Source organism: Knoellia sp. 3-2P3 (assembly GCF_029223115.1).
Lineage (GTDB): Bacteria > Actinomycetota > Actinomycetes > Actinomycetales > Dermatophilaceae > Pedococcus_A.
Window position 1 is genome coordinate 242,642 of record NZ_JARGZE010000001.1, and the last position, 17,570, is coordinate 260,211.

16 protein-coding genes and 1 tRNA gene are annotated in these 17,570 nt (G+C 71.1%); 7 read left to right on the forward strand and 10 right to left on the reverse strand.

Features of this window, described 5'->3' with window-relative positions; all coding sequences use genetic code 11:
* Nucleotides 1-6 precede the first annotated feature (6 nt).
* Both P0Y31_RS01145 and P0Y31_RS01150 read left to right on the forward strand, forming a co-directional pair.
* A complete protein-coding gene (locus tag P0Y31_RS01145) occupies nt 7-1,014 on the forward strand; it encodes an ArsA-related P-loop ATPase (RefSeq protein ID WP_275866247.1) in 1,008 nt (335 codons plus the stop codon).
* Complete coding sequence (locus P0Y31_RS01150) at nt 1,014-2,201, forward strand: ArsA family ATPase (RefSeq protein WP_275866248.1); 1,188 nt, start codon at nt 1,014-1,016, stop codon at nt 2,199-2,201. The genes P0Y31_RS01145 and P0Y31_RS01150 overlap by 1 nt, the downstream gene beginning before the upstream one ends.
* A 9-nt stretch (nt 2,202-2,210) precedes the next feature.
* On the opposite strand, the gene P0Y31_RS01155 is transcribed toward P0Y31_RS01150, so the two are convergent.
* Nucleotides 2,211-2,555, reverse strand: coding sequence for a WhiB family transcriptional regulator (locus P0Y31_RS01155; RefSeq protein ID WP_275805505.1), 345 nt, complete (start codon nt 2,553-2,555; stop codon nt 2,211-2,213).
* Nucleotides 2,556-2,876: 321 nt separating this feature from the next.
* On the opposite strand from P0Y31_RS01155, the gene P0Y31_RS01160 reads away from it, so the two are divergent.
* Nucleotides 2,877-5,285, forward strand: a complete 2,409-nt coding sequence (locus P0Y31_RS01160) for a transglycosylase domain-containing protein (protein WP_275866249.1) — start codon at nt 2,877-2,879, stop codon at nt 5,283-5,285.
* An 81-nt stretch (nt 5,286-5,366) separates the two neighbouring features.
* On the opposite strand, the gene P0Y31_RS01165 is transcribed toward P0Y31_RS01160, so the two are convergent.
* The gene (locus P0Y31_RS01165) at nt 5,367-5,831 is read right to left on the reverse strand and encodes a GatB/YqeY domain-containing protein (RefSeq protein ID WP_275866250.1); all 465 of its coding nucleotides are present in this window, start codon (nt 5,829-5,831) and stop codon (nt 5,367-5,369) included.
* Between the two features lie 50 nt (nt 5,832-5,881).
* Here P0Y31_RS01165 and P0Y31_RS01170 point away from each other — a divergent pair, with 50 nt between their 5' ends.
* From P0Y31_RS01170 to P0Y31_RS01180, 3 genes are all read left to right on the forward strand, one after another.
* The gene (locus P0Y31_RS01170) at nt 5,882-6,811 is read left to right on the forward strand and encodes a metallophosphoesterase (protein WP_275866251.1); all 930 of its coding nucleotides are present in this window, start codon (nt 5,882-5,884) and stop codon (nt 6,809-6,811) included.
* Nucleotides 6,812-6,930: 119 nt separating this feature from the next.
* Nucleotides 6,931-7,007: transfer RNA gene (locus P0Y31_RS01175), tRNA-Pro, on the forward strand.
* Between the two features lie 188 nt (nt 7,008-7,195).
* Entirely contained in the window at nt 7,196-7,873 is a 678-nt protein-coding gene (locus P0Y31_RS01180) for a hypothetical protein (protein ID WP_275866252.1), read from the forward strand.
* A gap of 516 nt (nt 7,874-8,389) precedes the next feature.
* On the opposite strand, the gene P0Y31_RS01185 is transcribed toward P0Y31_RS01180, so the two are convergent.
* Nucleotides 8,390-8,614 (reverse strand): hypothetical protein, encoded by a 225-nt coding sequence (locus P0Y31_RS01185; protein ID WP_275866253.1) that lies wholly within the window; start codon nt 8,612-8,614, stop codon nt 8,390-8,392.
* Between the two features lie 349 nt (nt 8,615-8,963).
* On the opposite strand from P0Y31_RS01185, the gene P0Y31_RS01190 reads away from it, so the two are divergent.
* Nucleotides 8,964-10,178 carry a hypothetical protein gene (locus tag P0Y31_RS01190; protein ID WP_275866254.1) on the forward strand — a complete coding sequence of 405 codons (1,215 nt, stop codon included), beginning with the start codon at nt 8,964-8,966 and terminating at the stop codon, nt 10,176-10,178.
* A 78-nt stretch (nt 10,179-10,256) separates the two neighbouring features.
* Here P0Y31_RS01190 and P0Y31_RS01195 read toward each other — a convergent pair whose 3' ends face one another.
* The 7 genes from P0Y31_RS01195 to P0Y31_RS01225 all read right to left on the reverse strand — a co-directional run bounded on the left by P0Y31_RS01195 (nt 10,257) and on the right by P0Y31_RS01225 (nt 17,568).
* Nucleotides 10,257-11,957, reverse strand: coding sequence for an AMP-binding protein (locus P0Y31_RS01195; protein ID WP_275866255.1), 1,701 nt, complete (start codon nt 11,955-11,957; stop codon nt 10,257-10,259).
* 8 nt (nt 11,958-11,965) lie between these two features.
* The gene (locus P0Y31_RS01200) at nt 11,966-13,165 is read right to left on the reverse strand and encodes a pyrophosphate--fructose-6-phosphate 1-phosphotransferase (protein ID WP_275866256.1); all 1,200 of its coding nucleotides are present in this window, start codon (nt 13,163-13,165) and stop codon (nt 11,966-11,968) included.
* A gap of 41 nt (nt 13,166-13,206) precedes the next feature.
* Nucleotides 13,207-14,079, reverse strand: a complete 873-nt coding sequence (locus P0Y31_RS01205; RefSeq protein WP_275866257.1) for a hypothetical protein — start codon at nt 14,077-14,079, stop codon at nt 13,207-13,209.
* Nucleotides 14,076-15,023 carry a M15 family metallopeptidase gene (locus tag P0Y31_RS01210; protein ID WP_275866258.1) on the reverse strand — a complete coding sequence of 316 codons (948 nt, stop codon included), beginning with the start codon at nt 15,021-15,023 and terminating at the stop codon, nt 14,076-14,078. The genes P0Y31_RS01205 and P0Y31_RS01210 overlap by 4 nt, the downstream gene beginning before the upstream one ends.
* Before the next feature lie 46 nt (nt 15,024-15,069).
* Entirely contained in the window at nt 15,070-15,945 is an 876-nt protein-coding gene (locus tag P0Y31_RS01215) for a LytR C-terminal domain-containing protein (protein ID WP_275866259.1), read from the reverse strand.
* A 245-nt stretch (nt 15,946-16,190) separates the two neighbouring features.
* Nucleotides 16,191-16,520 carry a MazG nucleotide pyrophosphohydrolase domain-containing protein gene (locus P0Y31_RS01220; protein WP_275866260.1) on the reverse strand — a complete coding sequence of 110 codons (330 nt, stop codon included), beginning with the start codon at nt 16,518-16,520 and terminating at the stop codon, nt 16,191-16,193.
* A 1-nt stretch (nt 16,521) separates the two neighbouring features.
* A complete protein-coding gene (locus P0Y31_RS01225; RefSeq protein WP_345803599.1) occupies nt 16,522-17,568 on the reverse strand; it encodes an aspartate-semialdehyde dehydrogenase in 1,047 nt (348 codons plus the stop codon).
* Nucleotides 17,569-17,570 lie beyond the last annotated feature (2 nt).

Below are 17,570 nucleotides of genomic sequence, written 5' to 3' on the forward strand. Positions count from 1 at the left end.
GGCGCCATGCCTCCCCCCGCCACCCCCAGCCATGCCGGTGTGCGCCTGCACATCGTGACCGGCAAGGGCGGCACCGGGAAGACGACCGTCGCGGCGGCCCTGGCCCTGGCGCTGACCCGCCAGGGCAAGCGCGTCCTGCTCGCCGAGGTCGAGGAGCGCCAGGGCATCTCGCAGACCTTCGACGTGCCCCCGATCGGGCACGAGGAGACCCGCATCGTGCACGAGCGCGGCGGCGGCGAGCTCTACGCGATGAGCGTCGACGTCCGCGAGTCGCTCATGGAGTACCTCCAGAAGTTCTACAAGCTCGGCCGCGCGGGCACGGTGCTCGAGAAGGTCGGCGCCGTCGACTTCGCCACGACGATCGCCCCGGGGCTGCGGGACGTGCTGCTCATCGGCAAGGTGTACGAGGCGGCGGGACGGCGGCGGGGCGGGCGCCACCGCGATGCCCTCGCCTACGACGCGGTGGTGCTCGACGCGCCTCCCACGGGTCGAGTGGTGCGGTTCCTCAACGTCAACGCCGAGGTCGCCGACGTGGCCAAGGTCGGCCCCATCCGCAGCCAGGCCGACTCGATCACCCGGATGATGCGCAGCCACACCACCGCGGTGCACGTCGTCTCGCTGCTCGAGGAGATGCCGGTGCAGGAGACGGTCGACGCCCTGGCCGAGCTGCGCGCCGCCTCCCTGCCGCTCGGCGCCATCGTCATCAACCAGGTGCACGAGCCACTCCTGGAGGAGAAGGAGCTGGCGTCGGTGACCACGGGGCCCGACGACGTGGCGCCCGCCGTGACCGCCGACCTGAAGTCGGTGTCGGTCCGCACGAGCGCCGCGATGGTCGCCGGCCTGCTGGAGCAGGCGCGCGAGCACTCGGAGCGGGTCGCCCTGCAGCAGGAGCAGGAGGCCGTCCTGCTGGCGCAGGGCCGCCAGGTCTACCGGCTCCCGCTGCTGCCCGAGGGCACCGAAGCCGGGGGCATCCGTGTGCTCGCCGACGCCCTCACCGAGCAGGGGATGATCTGATGGCCGCAGCCGCGAAGGGCGCGACGGGCCCCGAGGCGCAGACGCACCTCGACCTCGACGCGCTGCTCCACGACCGCAGCACGCGCATCATCGTCTGCACCGGGGCGGGCGGGGTCGGCAAGACCACCGTGGCCGCTGCCCTGGGCCTGCGGGCCGCGGAGTTCGGTCGCCGCGTCGTCGTGCTCACCATCGACCCGGCCCGGCGGCTGGCCCAGTCGCTGGGCCTCACCGAGCTCGACAACACCCCCCGCCCGGTGGCCGGCTTCGACTCGGGGGCCGGCGGGTCGCTCGACGCGATGATGCTCGACATGAAGCGGACCTTCGACGAGGTCGTCGAGGCGCACGCCACCCCGGAGAAGGCAGCCCAGATCCTGGCCAACCCCTTCTACGAGGCCGTCTCGAGCTCCTTCGCCGGCACGCAGGAGTACATGGCCATGGAGAAGCTCGGCCAGCTGCGCGCCCGGGCGAGCGAGGAGGGCACCTGGGACCTCATCGTCGTCGACACCCCGCCGTCGCGCTCGGCGCTGGACTTCCTCGACGCCCCCAAGCGGCTCGGCTCGTTCCTCGACGGCCGCTTCATCCGCCTGCTCATGGCCCCGGCGAAGGCCGGCGGCCGGGCCTACCTCAAGGTGTTCAGCTCCGGCGTCACCATGGCCACCACGGTCATGTCGAAGGTCCTCGGCGGGCAGGTGCTCCAGGACGTGCAGACCTTCGTCGCCGCCCTCGACACGATGTTCGGCGGGTTCCGCGAGCGGGCCGACAAGACCTACGCCCTGCTGGGGAACCCCGAGACCGCCTTCGTGGTGGTCGCCGCACCGGAGCGCGACGCCCTGCGCGAGGCGTCGTTTTTCGTCGACCGGCTCGACGAGGAGGGGATGCCGCTCGCCGGCGTCGTGGTCAACCGGGTGCAGCGCCTGGGCGCGCCCACGCTGAGCGGGTCACGCGCCCTGGCCGCGGCGGAGCAGCTGGCGGAGGCGGACCGGACGTCGCAGACCGTTGCGCTCACGGAGGGCCTGCTGCGCCTGCACGCCAACCTGGCCGAGACGGCGGAGCGGCAGGACGCGCTGGTGCGCCGGTTCGTCGCCGGCCACCCCGGCATACCGGTGGTCGAGGTGCCCGCAGCGGCCCAGGACATCCACGACCTGGAGGGCCTGCGGGAGGTGGGCCGGGCGCTGACGGCGCCCTGACCAGCGGCCTCAGGCGCTGACGGCGCCCTGCTCGCCGCCCTGGGCGGCGCGGGCCTGGGCGAAGAGCGCGGCCCAGGAGGCGATGTTCGGACGGCGCTTCAGCAGGGCCCGGCGCTCACGCTCGGTCATCCCGCCCCAGACACCGAACTCGGTGCGGTTGTCGAGCGCGTCCGCGAGGCACTCGGCGATGACGGGGCAGCCCTGGCACACGATCTTGGCCGTCTGCTGCGCCGCGCCCTGCACGAAGAGGGCGTCGGGGTCGGACTTGGCACATCGGCCGAGCGGCGCCCAGTCCTCGACCCAGTGAGCCCCGAAGGCCACCGGACGGGCGGTGCGTGACGGCGCGATGGTCATTGCGATCCTCCAGTCAAAGCGGGTCAAACCGTGCCCAATCGGTTGCTTATGTCCGACTCGGGCACGACCGACGATAGAAAAGTTCACAGGTGTGAAGACATGGCCCATTCGTGTAGTTCTCCGATGGCCGAACGGACTAGTCACACCTGACTACGCCATGGCACAGGCCGTTCGGGCCATGGCGGCTGGTTCCCATGAGCACATCGGAGCCGTCCGGCTGCCGGAGCCGAGAACTCCCCCAACAGGCGCAGGCCGACCCGCTGGGCCCGGCCGGCGGTCGCGAGAACGGGTCAAAGGGGGTGCTCCGGTTACCCTTGCCCCATGCAAGGACGCGCCTCCAACCTCGCCAACGTGCTCAGCCTGCTGGGCGCCTTCGTCGCCACCGCCATGGTGATGGGCCTGCTCGCCGCCGGACTCGTGATGCCGGCCGTGGGCGCCACCGGCAGTGCGGCGAAGTCCGGCGTCGAGATGTTCGACTCGCTGCCGGGCGAGTTCACGACCTCTCCCCTGGCGCAGCAGTCGAAGATCTACGACGCCCGGGGCGGGCTGATCACCACCCCGTACGACGAGAACCGCATCATCGTGCCGCTCAAGGCGATCTCCAAGACGATGCAGAACGCCCAGATCGCCATCGAGGACGCCCGCTTCCGTGAGCACGGCGGCGTGGACCCCAAGGGCATCACCCGGGCGCTGGTCTCGAACTTCCAGGGCGGCGACACCCAGGGCGCGTCGACGCTGACCCAGCAGTACGTCAAGATCACGCTGCAGGAGAACGCCCTGCGCAACAACGACAAGGAGGCCGCGAAGGCGGCGGTCGCCAAGACGTACACCCGCAAGCTCCAGGAGCTGAAGTACGCGATCACCCTGGAGAAGCAGCTCACCAAGGACCAGATCCTCGAGGGCTACCTCAACCTCGTCTACTACGGCGACCAGGCCTATGGCGTCGAGGCCGCCGCGCAGCACTACTTCAGCACCACGGCCGCCAAGCTCAACCTGGCGCAGTCGGCCCTCCTGGCCGGGCTCGTGCAGCAGCCGAGCAAAACCGACCCGATCAACAACCCCGAGCGGGCGCAGGTCCGCCGCAACGTCGTGCTCGACCGCATGCACGACCTGGGCATGGTCACCGACAAGCAGTGGAAGGCCGCCAAGGCCGTCCCGGTGAAGAAGATGCTCAAGGTGAAGCCGGCCCAGAACACCTGCGGCCGCTCCACCCAGCCCTACTTCTGCGAGTACGTCCTCGCCTACCTCAAGCAGCTGCCCGCGCTGGGCAAGTCCGTCCCCGAGCGGATCAAGAAGATCAACCAGGGCGGCCTGACCATCCAGACCACGCTGGACCCCCGGGTCCAGAAGATGGCCCAGGAGCAGGTCGTCAAGAAGGTGCCGCTCGGCAACGAGGACCGCATCGGAGCCGCCGCCAGCGTCATCGAGCCGGGCACCGGCAAGGTGCTGGCCATGGTGCAGGCCTCCCAGTTCCCGAAGAGCGGCGAGAAGGGCAGGAAGTACACCCAGGTCAACTGGAACGTCGACCAGCGGTACGGCGGCACCAGCGGCGCCCAGTTCGGCTCCACCGCGAAGATGTACGCCATCGTGGCGGCGCTCGAGAGCGGCATCCCGGTCAACGGCAAGATCCCCTCGAAGTTCGCCACCACCAAGCAGGCGGCCGTCTACACGCCCAGCGAGATGAAGGGCAAGTGCGGGGCCGGGTCGGCCTGGCCGGTGCGCAACGACGAGTCGATCGGCGGCAAGCCGCTCGACTTCGACCTGGCCACCGCCCGCTCGGTCAACACGGCCTTCGCCTCGCTGGTGCTCAAGCTGGGCACCGACAAGGTGCACCGCACCATGGCCAAGATGGGGCTGCACCAGGGCACCGGCAAGGAGATCGAGTGCTTCCCGGCCGCCGTGACGCTGGGCGCCAACGACACCACGCCCCTGACCCTCGCAGCCTCCTACGCGACGCTGGCCGCGGAGGGCAGGTACTGCGCGCCGAGCCCGATCCTGTCGATCACCACCAACGACAAGAAGCCGGTCAAGCTGCCGGCCAACAACTGCAAGCAGGTCATCAGCAAGGACGTCGCCAACGGCGCCACCGCCCTGCTCAAGGGCGTCATCGAGAAGGGCACCGGCCGCGGCGCCAAGCTCGAGGGAGGTCGCCCGGCCGCCGGCAAGACCGGCACCACCGACAACCACGTCGAGTCGTGGTTCGTGGGCTACACCCCGCAGCTCGCCACCGCGGTCTGGGTCGGCACGCCCTACAGCCAGAAGCGCATGAAGAACATCCGGCTCGGCGACGACTTCTACCAGGAGGTCTTCGGTGGCACCATCTCGGCGCCGATCTGGAAGCAGATCATGGACCGCACCTCGCAGATCCTCGACAAGCCCATGCGCGACTTCGACGAGCCGAGCGGCAAGGTGCTCAACGGTGACATCATCAGCGTCCCGAGCGTGAGTGGGATGTCGGTGGGCGAGGCGACCAAGGTCCTCGAGGAAGCCGGCTTCAAGGCCCAGGTCGCCGGTCGCACGTACAGCCCCATGTCCGAGGGCACCGTGGTCTACACCGACCCGAGCGGCCGGGCGGTGCGCGGCTCGACCATCGGCCTGTACACCTCGCTCGGCTACGTGCCGGCTCCGCCGAAGCCGAAGTCGACGCCCAAGCCCAAGCCGACGACCAAGAAACCGGACACGAAGACGACGACCCCGCCGCCCAAGACGTCGACGAAGAAGTCCGGCTGACGCGGCATACGGCCACACACGAAAGGGCCCCTCACGGTCGGTGAGGGGCCCTTTCGCGTGCCGGTAGAAGTGCGGCGCGGCTCACGACCCGGTCAGCGCCGCCTTCACCGCGGCGGCCACCCGGCCGCCGTCGGCACGGCCGGCGACCAGGCCCTGGGCGACCTTCATGACCTGCCCCATCTGCTGCGGGCCGCTGGCGCCGGTCTCGGCGACAGCCTGGGCGACCAGTGCCTGCAGCTCGTCGTCGCCGAGCTGGGCCGGCAGGTAGGCCTCGAGGACCGCGAGCTCGGCCTCCTCCGCCTCGGCGCGCTCCGGGTGGCCCGCGTCGCGGTAGGCGGTGGCGGCCTCCTTGCGCTTCTTGGCCTCCTTGGCGAGCACCTTCAGCACCTCGTCGTCGCTCAGCTCGCGCGCCTGCTTGCCGGCGACCTCCTCGGTGGTGATCGAGGTGAGGGCCATCCGCAGCGTGCCGGAGCGGACCTTGTCGCGGGCGCGCATCGCCTCGTGCAGGTCGTTCTGGACGGTGGCCTTGAGGGTCTGCTCGCTCATGCCCCCAGTCTGGCAGGCGTCCCCCACCGGCGTTTGCGAGGATGGGCGCGATGAAGCCCTTCCTGAAAGCCCTGGGCGGCCTGGCCGCGGTCGGCGCAGCCGGTGTCGGCTACGCCAGCCTCATCGAGCGCAACGCCTACACCCTGCGCCGGCTCAGTGCGCCCGTGCTGCCGGCCGGCTCGGCGCCGCTGCGGGTCCTCTGCCTGTCGGACCTGCACCTGATGCCGGGCCAGCGGCGCAAGGTCGAGTGGGTCCGGGGCCTGGCCGCGCTCCAGCCCGACCTGGTGGTCGACACCGGCGACAACATCGCCCACCCCGACTCGGTGCCGGCGCTGCTCGAGGCGATGGAGCCGCTCATGGACTACCCGGGCGTCTTCGTGCTGGGGTCCAACGACTACTTCGCCCCCGTGTTCAAGAACCCGGCCCTGTACCTGACGCCGTGGTACCGCCGCGGCACCGGGCGCACCCCGCGCCTGCCGACCGACGACCTGGTCAAGGGCCTGGTCTCCGGGGGTTGGGAGGACCTGACCAACCGCCGGGCCTACCTCACCGTCGGGGGCCACGACCTCGAGTTCGTCGGCGTCGACGACGCCCACCTCGACTACGACCGGTATGCCGTCGTGGCCGGGCCCGCAGACCCCACGGTCGCGCTGACCGTGGGGGTGACCCACGCGCCCTACCAGCGGGTGCTCGACGCCATGACCGCCGACGGAGCCGGCCTCGTGCTCGCCGGGCACACCCACGGCGGGCAGCTCGCCCTGCCGTTCCACGGTGCGCTCGTCACCAACTGCGACCTCGACACCAGCCGCGCCAAGGGCGTGTCGCGCTGGTGGCCGGGGGCCGGTCACACCCCCTCGCCCTTCGCACCCGACGACGCCGCGTGGCTGCACGTGTCGGCCGGGCTGGGCACCTCGCCCTATGCCCCGGTGCGCTTCGCCTGCCGCCCCGAGGCGACCCTGCTGACGCTCACCTCGCGCTGACCCTGCCGCCCGCTGCCGCGAGCCGACGGGGGCGATTGGGAGCCTGCGCAGGTGGTGGGCTATCCTTCCTTGTCGCTGCCTCTCGGGTGCTCCACGTGCTCGCTGGGCAGCGATTGCCACGGGGTGTGGCGCAGCTTGGTAGCGCGCTTCGTTCGGGACGAAGAGGTCGCAGGTTCAAATCCTGTCACCCCGACCACTGCACAACCGCAGGCCAGAGGCTCTTCACCACAACAGGCGAAGGGCCTCTCGCGTGTGACCAGCCCGGTCGTGGCCATGCCACCGGGTGGCCCAGGGCCAGGCCTTTGAGGTCACTGCGCAGACCCGCGGCGGCACTTCCACGGCTATCTCGCCCGCACTGCATCGACCACCGATACCTTCTGGGCCGTGGACGAGGGCGAGGCATTCGACACCCAATGGACGCCTGAGGCGAAGCAGGCCTACGTGGCGTGCGCCGATGAACTGATCGAGGCTCTACGCACCCACGTCGCCGCCAACATCAGGCGAACCGGTCGACAGAAGGAGCTCGGCCCCTACGTCGACTCCGCCGAGACCCTGGTGACCGTCGCCCACGCCTTCGAGGACGCCGAGTTCAACTGGTGCGGATCCTTCCCCCTCGGCCTCGGCGCCGAGGATGACCTGGAGCTGGACGACGAGGACGAAGAGGAGGTCCCGGAGGGCCGCATGTTGTCCGTCTTCCGGCGTTGGGACCTCGACATCCTCGACGAGGCTGCCGTGATCGCTGCGGGGCGTGCCGCATACCTCAGGGCGTGGCCGGATGACACTGAGGAAGACGCCTCTCTCCGGGTCCAGGACGTGGAGATGGCCGCCAGCGAGATCATTCACGCCGACGGGATCGACGCCCTCGGCAGCACAGAGGGCCTAGAAGCCGAGCGGGGCGCGACGACCATTGTCCAGCACGGCAAACCAGCGAGACCCCTCTTCCGACGGAAGTCAGATGTGGGGCCAGATGCTGGTCCAGCGGCCGATGATCGCCCTGCGGGTGGCGGGGGTGAGCGTCAGCGAGGCGATCTCGTCCAGCGACCACCAGAGCAACCCGCCTGACGGGCCAGGTCCCCTCCCCGGCTCTGCCCGGCACTCGAACAGCAGGTCGAACCGGTGGACGCCGTCCCGGTAGTCACTCTCGACGTCGACCACCCCGGTCCGTCTCGGGACGGCGCCGGCCCGACGCATGAGGTACTGCGCGAGGTACGAGGGATCCTCACCGGTGCGCAGGAGGGCCGACGGCAGCGACCAACCCTCCCCGGGATCCGCAGCCGCGGCGTCGCGGTCCAGAAGGACGCGCAGATCCGGGTCGATACCAAAGACGTGTACAGCCACGACCGTCTCTGCCTTCAGGCTCGCCATGCGGCTCATCAGGCACTCCTGCTCGGCTTGTCGTTCCGTGCTCCTGCCGCTCCGGAGTCTCTCTGCTCCGCCGCGGCCCCGGACAGGGTAGACCAACGCCCTGCCAGGTCCAGTGTCGCCTATGCCCGATTTGCGCCGGCAGGTCCTTGCACAGCCGCACGACCAGCTGGACGCCTCGGGCGACAGCACGGTCGGGGAGGTTGACACCGCAGGTCACAGCAATGGTGGTCGCCCCTGGGTGGAGCCGTTCGGTTCGTCCTGCCGCGATCGCCCGGCAAGCTTCTTCGCCGCTTCGAGCACGACACCCAGGCCCAGGCCGATGACCACGAAGAGCATGACCAGACGATCCTCGCGGCCCTGGACGAACAGGACGAGGGCGGTCACGAGGGCGGCACCGGAGCCACACCAGACGGCGAACTCCCATCGCCTCCACGTCATGCACCCCATCCTCCACCAGGGACGGGCCCTGGCGCGCGTACTCAGCCACACCTCCAGCCCATCGCAGCCAGACGGGCGCCACTGCCCGCCAGCCGGGAAAGTCGGCGCCAAGCCGGGACCTTCGCCAGTGGACGGCCCCACACGTCGACGTAGGTTGAAGGTGCCGGGGGATGAACAAGCTTCGGAAACACCGAGGCGGGCCCGCGGTCCTGCTGAGGCAGGACGTGAGTCCAGCCGACACAGCAGGGGTGAGCCCTCATTCCCACTGGCAGGGACTCACGATGCGAAGGTCCTGACTTTTTTCTCGGCTCTGCTGCTCGGCCTGAGCAGTCTTCTCATGGCTCCGTCCATGGCAGCTGCCCAGCCCACGGCTCCCGGGCCGATCGGTTACGCGGCAGGTGATGCGTTCCTCGGCGCTGGATCGTCGGCGCAACACCTGACGTTTGCCATGGTCGACGGCGGCCGCGTGGACCGCGGCAGCGTCACCTACACCAACCCGGACGCGGACGTCGCGTACCACGCGACCGTGATGGCCGTCGAGGCCACCAACAGTGGCGCACGCTTCGCCTACCGCGTCCCGGACAGCGGCCCGTCCTCGGTGCGCGGCCTCATCATCGTCTGGCAGGTCACGGACGGCTCGGACGACGCAGCCGCCTTCTCGGTGGCCGCGACCGAGAGCCAGGCCCGGGCCATGGTGGACACCGGCTTCTCCCCGTCGAACAGCTACACCGTGAACCGCGGTGGGCTGGACACGGCGTTGGCCTCCACCTACGGACTTCGGGGCTACGCCTTGGGCAACAGCGCCTTCGGGACAGGGACCCAGCCGCGTCAGCACCTCGCGTTCGTGGTGCTCGACTACGGCCCGACGATGGACAGGGGGGTGGCGTTCTACGCGAACCTCGACTCCCAGATCCGGTACGAGGCGCGGACCACTGTCGTGCGCGTCTACGGCCCCGAGGCTCGGTTCGCGTACACGATCCCGGCCGGCACCGACTCGCTCGGCGGCGTGGTCGTGGCGTGGAAGGTGATCGACCGGTCTGCTGACACGGCCGGGTTCTCGGTCGCCGCCTCGCTCGCCCAGGCTGCGGCGATGGTGAACGGGGGCTTCACGCCCACGAACACCTACAGCGTCCCCGCCGGCAGCGTCACGGTGGTGCAGCTGTACCGCCTGACCGGCCACGCCACCGGAAGCGTGTGGTTCGGCCGGAGCGGCTCTGCCCAGAAGATGACCTTCGAGGTGTACGACTACGCGTGGACCCCTGACCGGGGCACCGTGTGGTACCGGAACCCGAGCCAGGACATCTCCTACCGGGCCTACGTCCGCGACGTCCGGGTGGTCTCCCACGTGGCCTACTTCGACTACGTGATCCCGTCCGGGTCGCTCAAGGGCACGATCGTGGTCTGGAAGGTCCTCGACCGTGGCTCGCCTGGCGCCTGGCACGACGCGGTCGGGTTCTCGGTCGCGCCGTCGCTCGCTGCGGCCCGCTCCATGCTTGCTCGCGGCTTCACGCCGACGAACAGCTACCTCGTGACCAGCGGCAACCTGACGGTCCACCTCCCGTAGACCGCTCGGCCTGCGCTGGTCAACCCGCTGCCCGCACCGGCTCGACCGGGCGGGCAGCTCGTGTCGGCCTCCTGGGGCTCAGGCCCTGATCTCCGGGAAGTCCTCGTCGCGGAACTCCTCGGACGGGCTCTGCCCGCCGTCGAAGGCCCGGTTCTCCCGCTCGCGGAGCTCGACCCGCCGGATCTTGCCCGAGATGGTCTTGGGCAGCTCGTGGAACTCGACGCGGCGCACGCGCTGGTAGGGGGCGAGGTGCTCGCGCGCGTACCTGAGGATGTCTCGGGCCGTGTCCCTCGACGGCGCCCACCCGGGCGCCAGCGCGACGTAGGCCTTCGGCACCGCGAGCCGGGTCGGGTCGGGGGCCGGCACGACGGCCGCCTCCGCCACGGCCGGGTGCTCGATCAGCACGCTCTCGAGCTCGAAGGGCGAGATCTTGTAGTCGCTCGCCTTGAACACGTCGTCGGTGCGCCCGATGTAGGTGATGAAGCCGTCGGCGTCCCGCTGGGCCACGTCTCCGGTGTGGTAGTACCCACCGTGCATGGCCTCCTCCTGTCGCGCCGGGTCGCCGAGGTAGCCGGTCATGAGGTTGACCGGGTGCCGTGACAGGTCGAGGACGATCTCGCCCTCCTCTGCGGGCTCCCCGGACAGCGGGTCGACCAGGGCGACCGGGACCCCGGGCATCGGCCGGCCCATCGAACCGGGCTTGAGCCGCTCCCCCGCCACGTTGCCGATCTGCAGCGTGGTCTCGGTCTGGCCGTAGCCGTCGCGGATCGTCAGGCCCCAGGCCTGCTCCACCTGGGCGATGACCTCCGGGTTGAGCGGCTCCCCCGCACCCAGCAGCTCCCTCAGCGACCCGGGGCCGCCCGTGAGGTCGGTCTGGATGAGCATCCGCCAGACGGTCGGCGGCGCGCAGAACGTCGTGACGCCCGCACGCCGGATCTGGTCGAGCAGCGCCGCCGCGTCGAACCGCGCGTAGTTGTGGACGAAGACCGTGGCCTCGGCGATCCACGGCGCGAAGAAGCACGACCAGGCGTGCTTGGCCCAGCCCGGCGAGCTGATCGCGAGGTGCACGTCACCGGGCCGCAGGCCGATCCAGTACATCGTCGTGAGGTGGCCGACGGGGTAGGAGACCTGGGTGTGCTCGACGAGCTTCGGCTTCGAGGTGGTGCCGGAGGTGAAGTAGTGCAGCAGGGGGTCCGTCGCCGCGGTGACGGACTCGAAGGGGTGCCCCACCACGGCATACGCATCGGTGTAGTCGTGCCAGCCGTCGGCGCCACCCACCGCGATCCGCAGGTAGGCGCCGGGCACGTCCGCGAACTTCGGCGCGTCGGCGGCGTTGGCCACGACCGCCCTGGCGCCGCCGCGCTCCACCCGGTCGCGCAGGTCGGCCGGCCCGAGGGCCGCCGTGGTGGGCATGACGACCGCGCCGAGCTTGAAGACCCCGAGCATGGTCTCCCACAGCTCGACCTGGTTGCCGAGCATGAGCAGCACGTGGTCGCCGCGGCCGACCCCCAGCGACGCCAGCCACACCGCGACCTGGTCGGAGCGCCGGGCCATCTCGTCGAAGCTGAGGCGCTGCTCGGAGCCGTCCTCCTCGACGATCCACAGCGCGCAGGCGGCGTTGCCGCGGGCGATGGCGTCGAACCAGTCGATGGCCCAGTTGAACTGCTCGCCCACGTCGGGCCAGCGGAACTCCTCGACCGCACGGTCGTGCTGGCCCTGCAGCGCCAGGAGCGCGTCCCGCGCCTGCCGGTATGCCGTCGTGCTCGCCTGCCCTGCCATCGCGCGGGCTACCCCTGCCCGAGGTCGGCGAGCAGCTCGGTGAACCAGGGGGTGGAAGTGTCGAACGCCTTGCCGCCCTTGATCCGGTCGAACTCGACCGCCCGCAGCTGGTCGCCGCGCTCCTCGTCCTCGCCGACGACGCCGCTCTCCCCCCGCAGGGCCGCGTCCACGGCGTAGTCGGTGCACCGCCGGATCAGCGCGAGGTCCTGCTCGTTCGCAGCGGCCGAGCGGGAGAAGTATCCGCTCTTCTGCACCAGCACTTTCTCGGCGCCGAGCTGGGCGGCGAACTGCTTGGCGAACCACTGGCCCGGGTTGATCTTGTCGATCTGCACGTGGCCGAAGGGGTCGCGGGTGACCTCCTCCCCCGCGGCCTCCATGGCCTCAACCACCTCGTGCACGCCGGCGCCCTCGGAGAGGAAGAGGTTGACCCCGTCGTAGTCGTCCATGAGTCCGCGCAGGCGCTCGGCCTCGGCGGCGATGTCGAACGGCCGCTCGGGCACGTAGACCCCGTGGACGTCCCAGCGGCGGGGATCGTTCTCCAGCCAACCGGCGAACTCCTGCTGCTTGACCCACTCGTGGTGCTCCCTGGCCGTGGCGGCGGCCAGCCAGCCGCAGTGCCGGCCCATCACCTCGTGGACGATGAGCATCCGCGGGTTCGAGGAGTGCTCGGCGATGATGTTGCGGGCGAAGATGGCGCCCTGCTCGGCCGCGGTCCACGCGCCGAGGGACTGGCGGATCGGCACGACGTCGTTGTCGATCGTCTTCGGCATCCCCACGACCGTCAACTCGTAGCCGTGCTCGTGGAGGTAGGCGGCGAGGTCGGCGGCGGTGCCGTTGGTGTCGTCGCCGCCGATCGTGTGGAGGACGTCGACGCCGTCGCGCTCGAGCTGCTCGGCGGCCACGTGCAGCGGGTCCTGGCCCTGCTGCACCAGGCCGCGCTTGACGCAGTCCTCGACGTTGGTGAGCTTGACCCGGCTGTTGCCGATCGGGCTGCCGCCGAAGCGGTGCAGCAGGTGCGCCTTCTTGCGCACGTCGTCGGTGACCTCCACCGAGTTCCCGGTGAGCAGCCCGGCATACCCGTTGCGGTAGGCGATGATGCGCACGTCCGGCGCGACCTCGGTGTAGCGCTCGATCAGTCCCCCAACGGCCGAGGAGAGGCAGGGCGCGAGCCCGCCGGCGGTGAGCATGGCGACAGTACGCACGGTCATGGCCCTACTCTGCCGGGTCCGGCGGCGGGCTGCCAGAGCGGTCAGCGGATCGCGATCACCGCGCCCGACCGCTCCCAGCGGAGCACCGAGAGCAGCGCGCGGGTGGGCAGGGAGACGCAGCCCGCCGTGCCGGCGCCCTTGTCGACGTGCAGGAAGATGGCCGAGCCCTTGCCTGGCACGCGCGCCTCGTTGTAGCCGATCACCTGCGCATAGTCGTATGCCGGCTGGTTCAGCAGCCTCTCGGCGCTCGCCCACCGCCCGTCGGCGGGCGTGCGCTGGTGGGTGTTGTAGAGAGCCGAGCCCGGGTCGTCGACCCACACGTCACGGGAGTCGACACGCAGCCAGCTGCCGATGCGCAGGCCGGGGTCGGCGTAGGCGCCGAACCCGCCGCGCAGCGGGAAGACCCCGGCGGGCGTGCGCAGGTCGCCCTCGCGCTTGTTCGCGCTCACGCCGTTGCGGCCCACGTGCCCGTAGTAGGGCCCGAGGTCGGTGGTGTAGCCGCTGGCGGTGCGTCGGCAGGCCCTGAGCGTGGCGCTCGAGCCCGACGAGTCGACCAGCACCACCTGCGGGGCACTCACCCCGGCGGGCACCCGGCACCGGTTCGCCGGCGCGGCCGGCTTCGGGGCTGTGGTGACGCTGGCGGTGGTGCGGCTCGCCGCCGGCGTGGCAGTGCGCTTGGCGGCGGTGGCCTCGGGCTTGGTCGTGGTCGCGCTCGGGCGGGCCGTCGTCGTGCTGCTGGGGGTGGCGGACGGCGCGCTCGAGGGGGTCGTGGTGGTCGAGGTGCTGGGCGTGGACACGGCGGTGCTCGCCGGGGCGGCGGCGTCCGCTCCGCCGCAGGCCGCGAGGAGCAGGGCGGCGAGGCCGGCCACGGGGGCCAGCCGCGCGGCATACCGGGGCATGCGGGCTGACGTCATCGGGCGTCGAAGTGCTGGTAGTCGGGGTTGGCCCACAGGCCTCCCCAGCCGAGGCCCTGGCTGGTGAAGGCGCGCACCGGGGCGCTCGAGGCTGAGGAGAAGACCCCGGGCGCGGGGCCGCGGCGGCGGGCCCAGTGGTCGTCGGGGTAGACGGACCCGTCAGGGGCGAGGTAGGGGTTCTCGAACGGGTTCACGTCGAGGGCCATGCCGTAGGCGTGCCGGGAGTACACCTCCTTCTCCTCCTCGCCGCCGACGTAGCGGCAGTTGAAGGCGGAGGTGTTGTCGGCGTCCATGGAGGCGTAGTCGTCGGCCCCCGGGCCCTTCGGGTGCTGGCCCCAGCCGGAGTCCATCGGCCGCATCTGCCGGATCCGGAAGCGCAGGTCGTAGAGCCGGGTGAAGGCGGCCGCCGCCTGCTGCGCGATGGCCACGTTGACCACGACGGCTCCTCTCGACCGCTTGCCGTCGAAACCCCAGAAGTTGACGCTGACCTGGCGCAGGCCGCTGCGGCCGACCGGGCAGCCGAGCGTCCAGGAGTAGCCGGTCATGCGGCTCCACAGCGCGTCAGGCACCGGGGTGACCACCGCGTTGGCGCCACGGCCCTCGGCGGGAGGGTTCCGGGGGAAGCGCACGGCTGGCTCGGCTCCTGCGCGGGGCACCGGTGCCAGCGCCTGCGTCCCACCGACCGCGGTGGCCCCGGTCCGCGTCGGGGTCGCCGCCGGCGCGGCCGGCTTCGTCGGGGCCGCGGCGGTGGCGGTCGGCGTGGGGGTGACGCGGGTCGCCGACGACTGGGCGGCGGTCGTCGTGGAGGCCGGCGCCGCCGCCGAGGAGGTCGTGCTCGCCGTCGCTGAGGCTCCTGCCACCTCGGGCGTGCCGCCGCAGGAGGTCAGCAGCACCGTCACCGCCGACACCGAGGCGACCAGGGCTGCGCTGCTCCGGCACGTCATGGGGCACCATCGTGCCCTCGACCCCCGAGGGGGCCAAACAGGCGCGTCAGTCGTCGGTGCAGGGGCGGGCGACCGTGGGGGTGGCCTGCTTCGGCCGCGGCGCCGGCGCCGGCACCTGCGCCACCGGGACGAGCGCCTCGTACTTGTTGCCGAGCACCACGTCGACCTTGGTGCCGGTGCGGGCGTCCTTGAGCAGGGTCGCCCCGGGCAGGTGCTGCGCCACGATCTTGGCGGCGAGGTCCCCCTCCTCGCCGTAGCGGATCAGGGCGGTGCCCATCTGCAGCGTCTTCAGGGGGTCGTTGGTGACGTCCTTGACCTTGAAACCGCGCTGCTTGAGCTCCTTCGCGACCGTGCTGGCCAGACCCTCGCGGAAGGTCGTGTTGTAGACGTTCAGCGTGATCTCGCGCGGCAGCGGGTCGAACCGCGGCGGCAGCGGGACCATCTCCTTGTAGCCCAGCCCCACGACCACGTCGACGCCCTTGCTGGCCCGGCCCTCGTCCTCGAAGAGCTCCGAGCCGGGGATCTGCTGCTGCACGAGCAGCGCCTGGTCGAGCGAGCCCGGCCCGTGGTGGATGACCGCGGGCTGCGTGACGTACCAGGTCTCGGGGGCATTCGAGATGCCACCGATGGAGAACTTGCGCTGCGACAGGCCCTTGGCGACGGTCGCGGCCATCCCGTCCTTGCCCGTGGCGTTGAGGACGTTGACGACGAACGAGCTGCGCTTGGGAGCCGGGACGACCTCCGGGGTGCAGGCCGGCTTCGGGGGCTCGGGCGTCAGCCAGCCCCGGCTGTAGGCGGTCGAGACCGTGGCTGTGCCGAGCAGCACGCCCGGGAGGGTGACGAAGATGAGCATCTGGCGCAGCCGGTGCTTGCGCCACCGCTCCTCCGGGGAGAGCTGCTGCGTCAGGTCCTGCTCGGTCATCGGTGCCCCCTGGCTCTGCTGAAGTCGACCCCTGAATTGTGCACTTCAGTCACACCAGTCACATGCGAAACATCATCGTCGTAACCATGTCTTCATTCAGCTGTGCCGCCGGCGTGACATCACGGCCCGCAGGACCTCATGGTAGGGACCGGTGCAGACCCGCGGCAGAGTCGTTCGCCCCATGGGCACTCCGTCAAAGGACGTAGACGCGGGGGAGGCCGTCGATCACCGTTTCGGACCTGCCCCTACCCCGAAAGGTGCGTGGCGTTCACCGCTCGGTAGGCGACCCACTTGCGCTCGAGCGCCCGGTCGACGTCTACGCCGTGGTGCCGGGCGAACAGGAGCAGCATGGCGAGGACATCGGCCACCTCCGCCTGCAGGTCGTCCTGCAGCTGCTCCGGCGTGCGGCCCTTGTCGCGCCCCTGGCCGGTGGCCTGCAGGTAGGCCTGGGTCAGCTCCCCGACCTCCTCCTGCAGCTTGAGCAGGAACCACGGCGAGGTGCGCTCGACACCGAACCGCTCGGCATACTGCTGCGAGATCTGCTCGACCTCGTCACTCCACCCGGCGAGGTCCACGTCAGCGCACCTGGGCTAGGTCGCGAGCCACCAGCTCGGCGACCTGCACCGTGTTGAGCGCGGCGCCCTTGCGCAGGTTGTCGCTGCAGATGAACATCTCGATGGTGTTGGGGAAGTCGATCGCCTGACGCATCCGCCCGACGAAGGTGGGGTCGGAGCCGACGATGTCGGCGGGGGTCGGGAACTCGCGCTGGTCGGGCTCGTCGAGCACCACCACGGAGGGCGCCTCGACGAGCGCCTGCCGCGCCGCCTCGACCTTGATCGGCCGGGCGAACGTCGCGTGCACCGCCATCGAGTGGCCGGTCACGACGGGCACCCGCACGCAGGTCGCCGACACCTTCAGCTCGGGGAGGCCGAGGATCCTGCGGGCCTCGTGGCGCACGCACATCTCCTCCGACGTCCAGCCCTCCTCGACCGGCCAGCCGACCCACGGCACCACGTTGAGGGCGAGCGGCGCCACGAAGGGCGAGTCGTCGTCGAGGCGGTCGCTGAGCGCCGCCCGGAGGTCGCTCGCCTGCTGCCCGAGTGCCCGCTGCCCGGCGACCGCCTCGAGCTCGTCGTGCAGCCGCTCGATGCCGGCCTGCCCCACCGCGGAGGCGGCCTGGTAGGTGGCGACGACCAGCTCGGTGAGCTCCCAGCCGCTGTGCAGGGCGCCCAGCGCGTCGATCATGGCGAGGGTGGCGCAGTTGGGGTTGGCGATGATGCCGCGGGGACGGTTGCGCACCTGCGCCGGGTTCACCTCCGGCGCGACCAGCGGCACCTCGGGGTCGGCGCGGAAGGCGCTGCTGTTGTCGACGACCACGGCGCCCCGGGCGACAGCCACCGGCGCCCAGGTCGCCGCCACGTCCTCCGGCACGTCGAACAGCGCGACGTCCACGCCGTCGAAGACGTCGTCGCTGAGCTCTTGGACCACGACGTCCTCACCGCAGACGGTGAGCGTGCGGCCCACGGAGCGGGAGGAGGCGACCAGCCTGATCTCGCCCCAGATGTCGGCGCGGTGGCTGAGCACGCGGAGCATGACCGAGCCGACGGCTCCGGTCGCTCCCACCA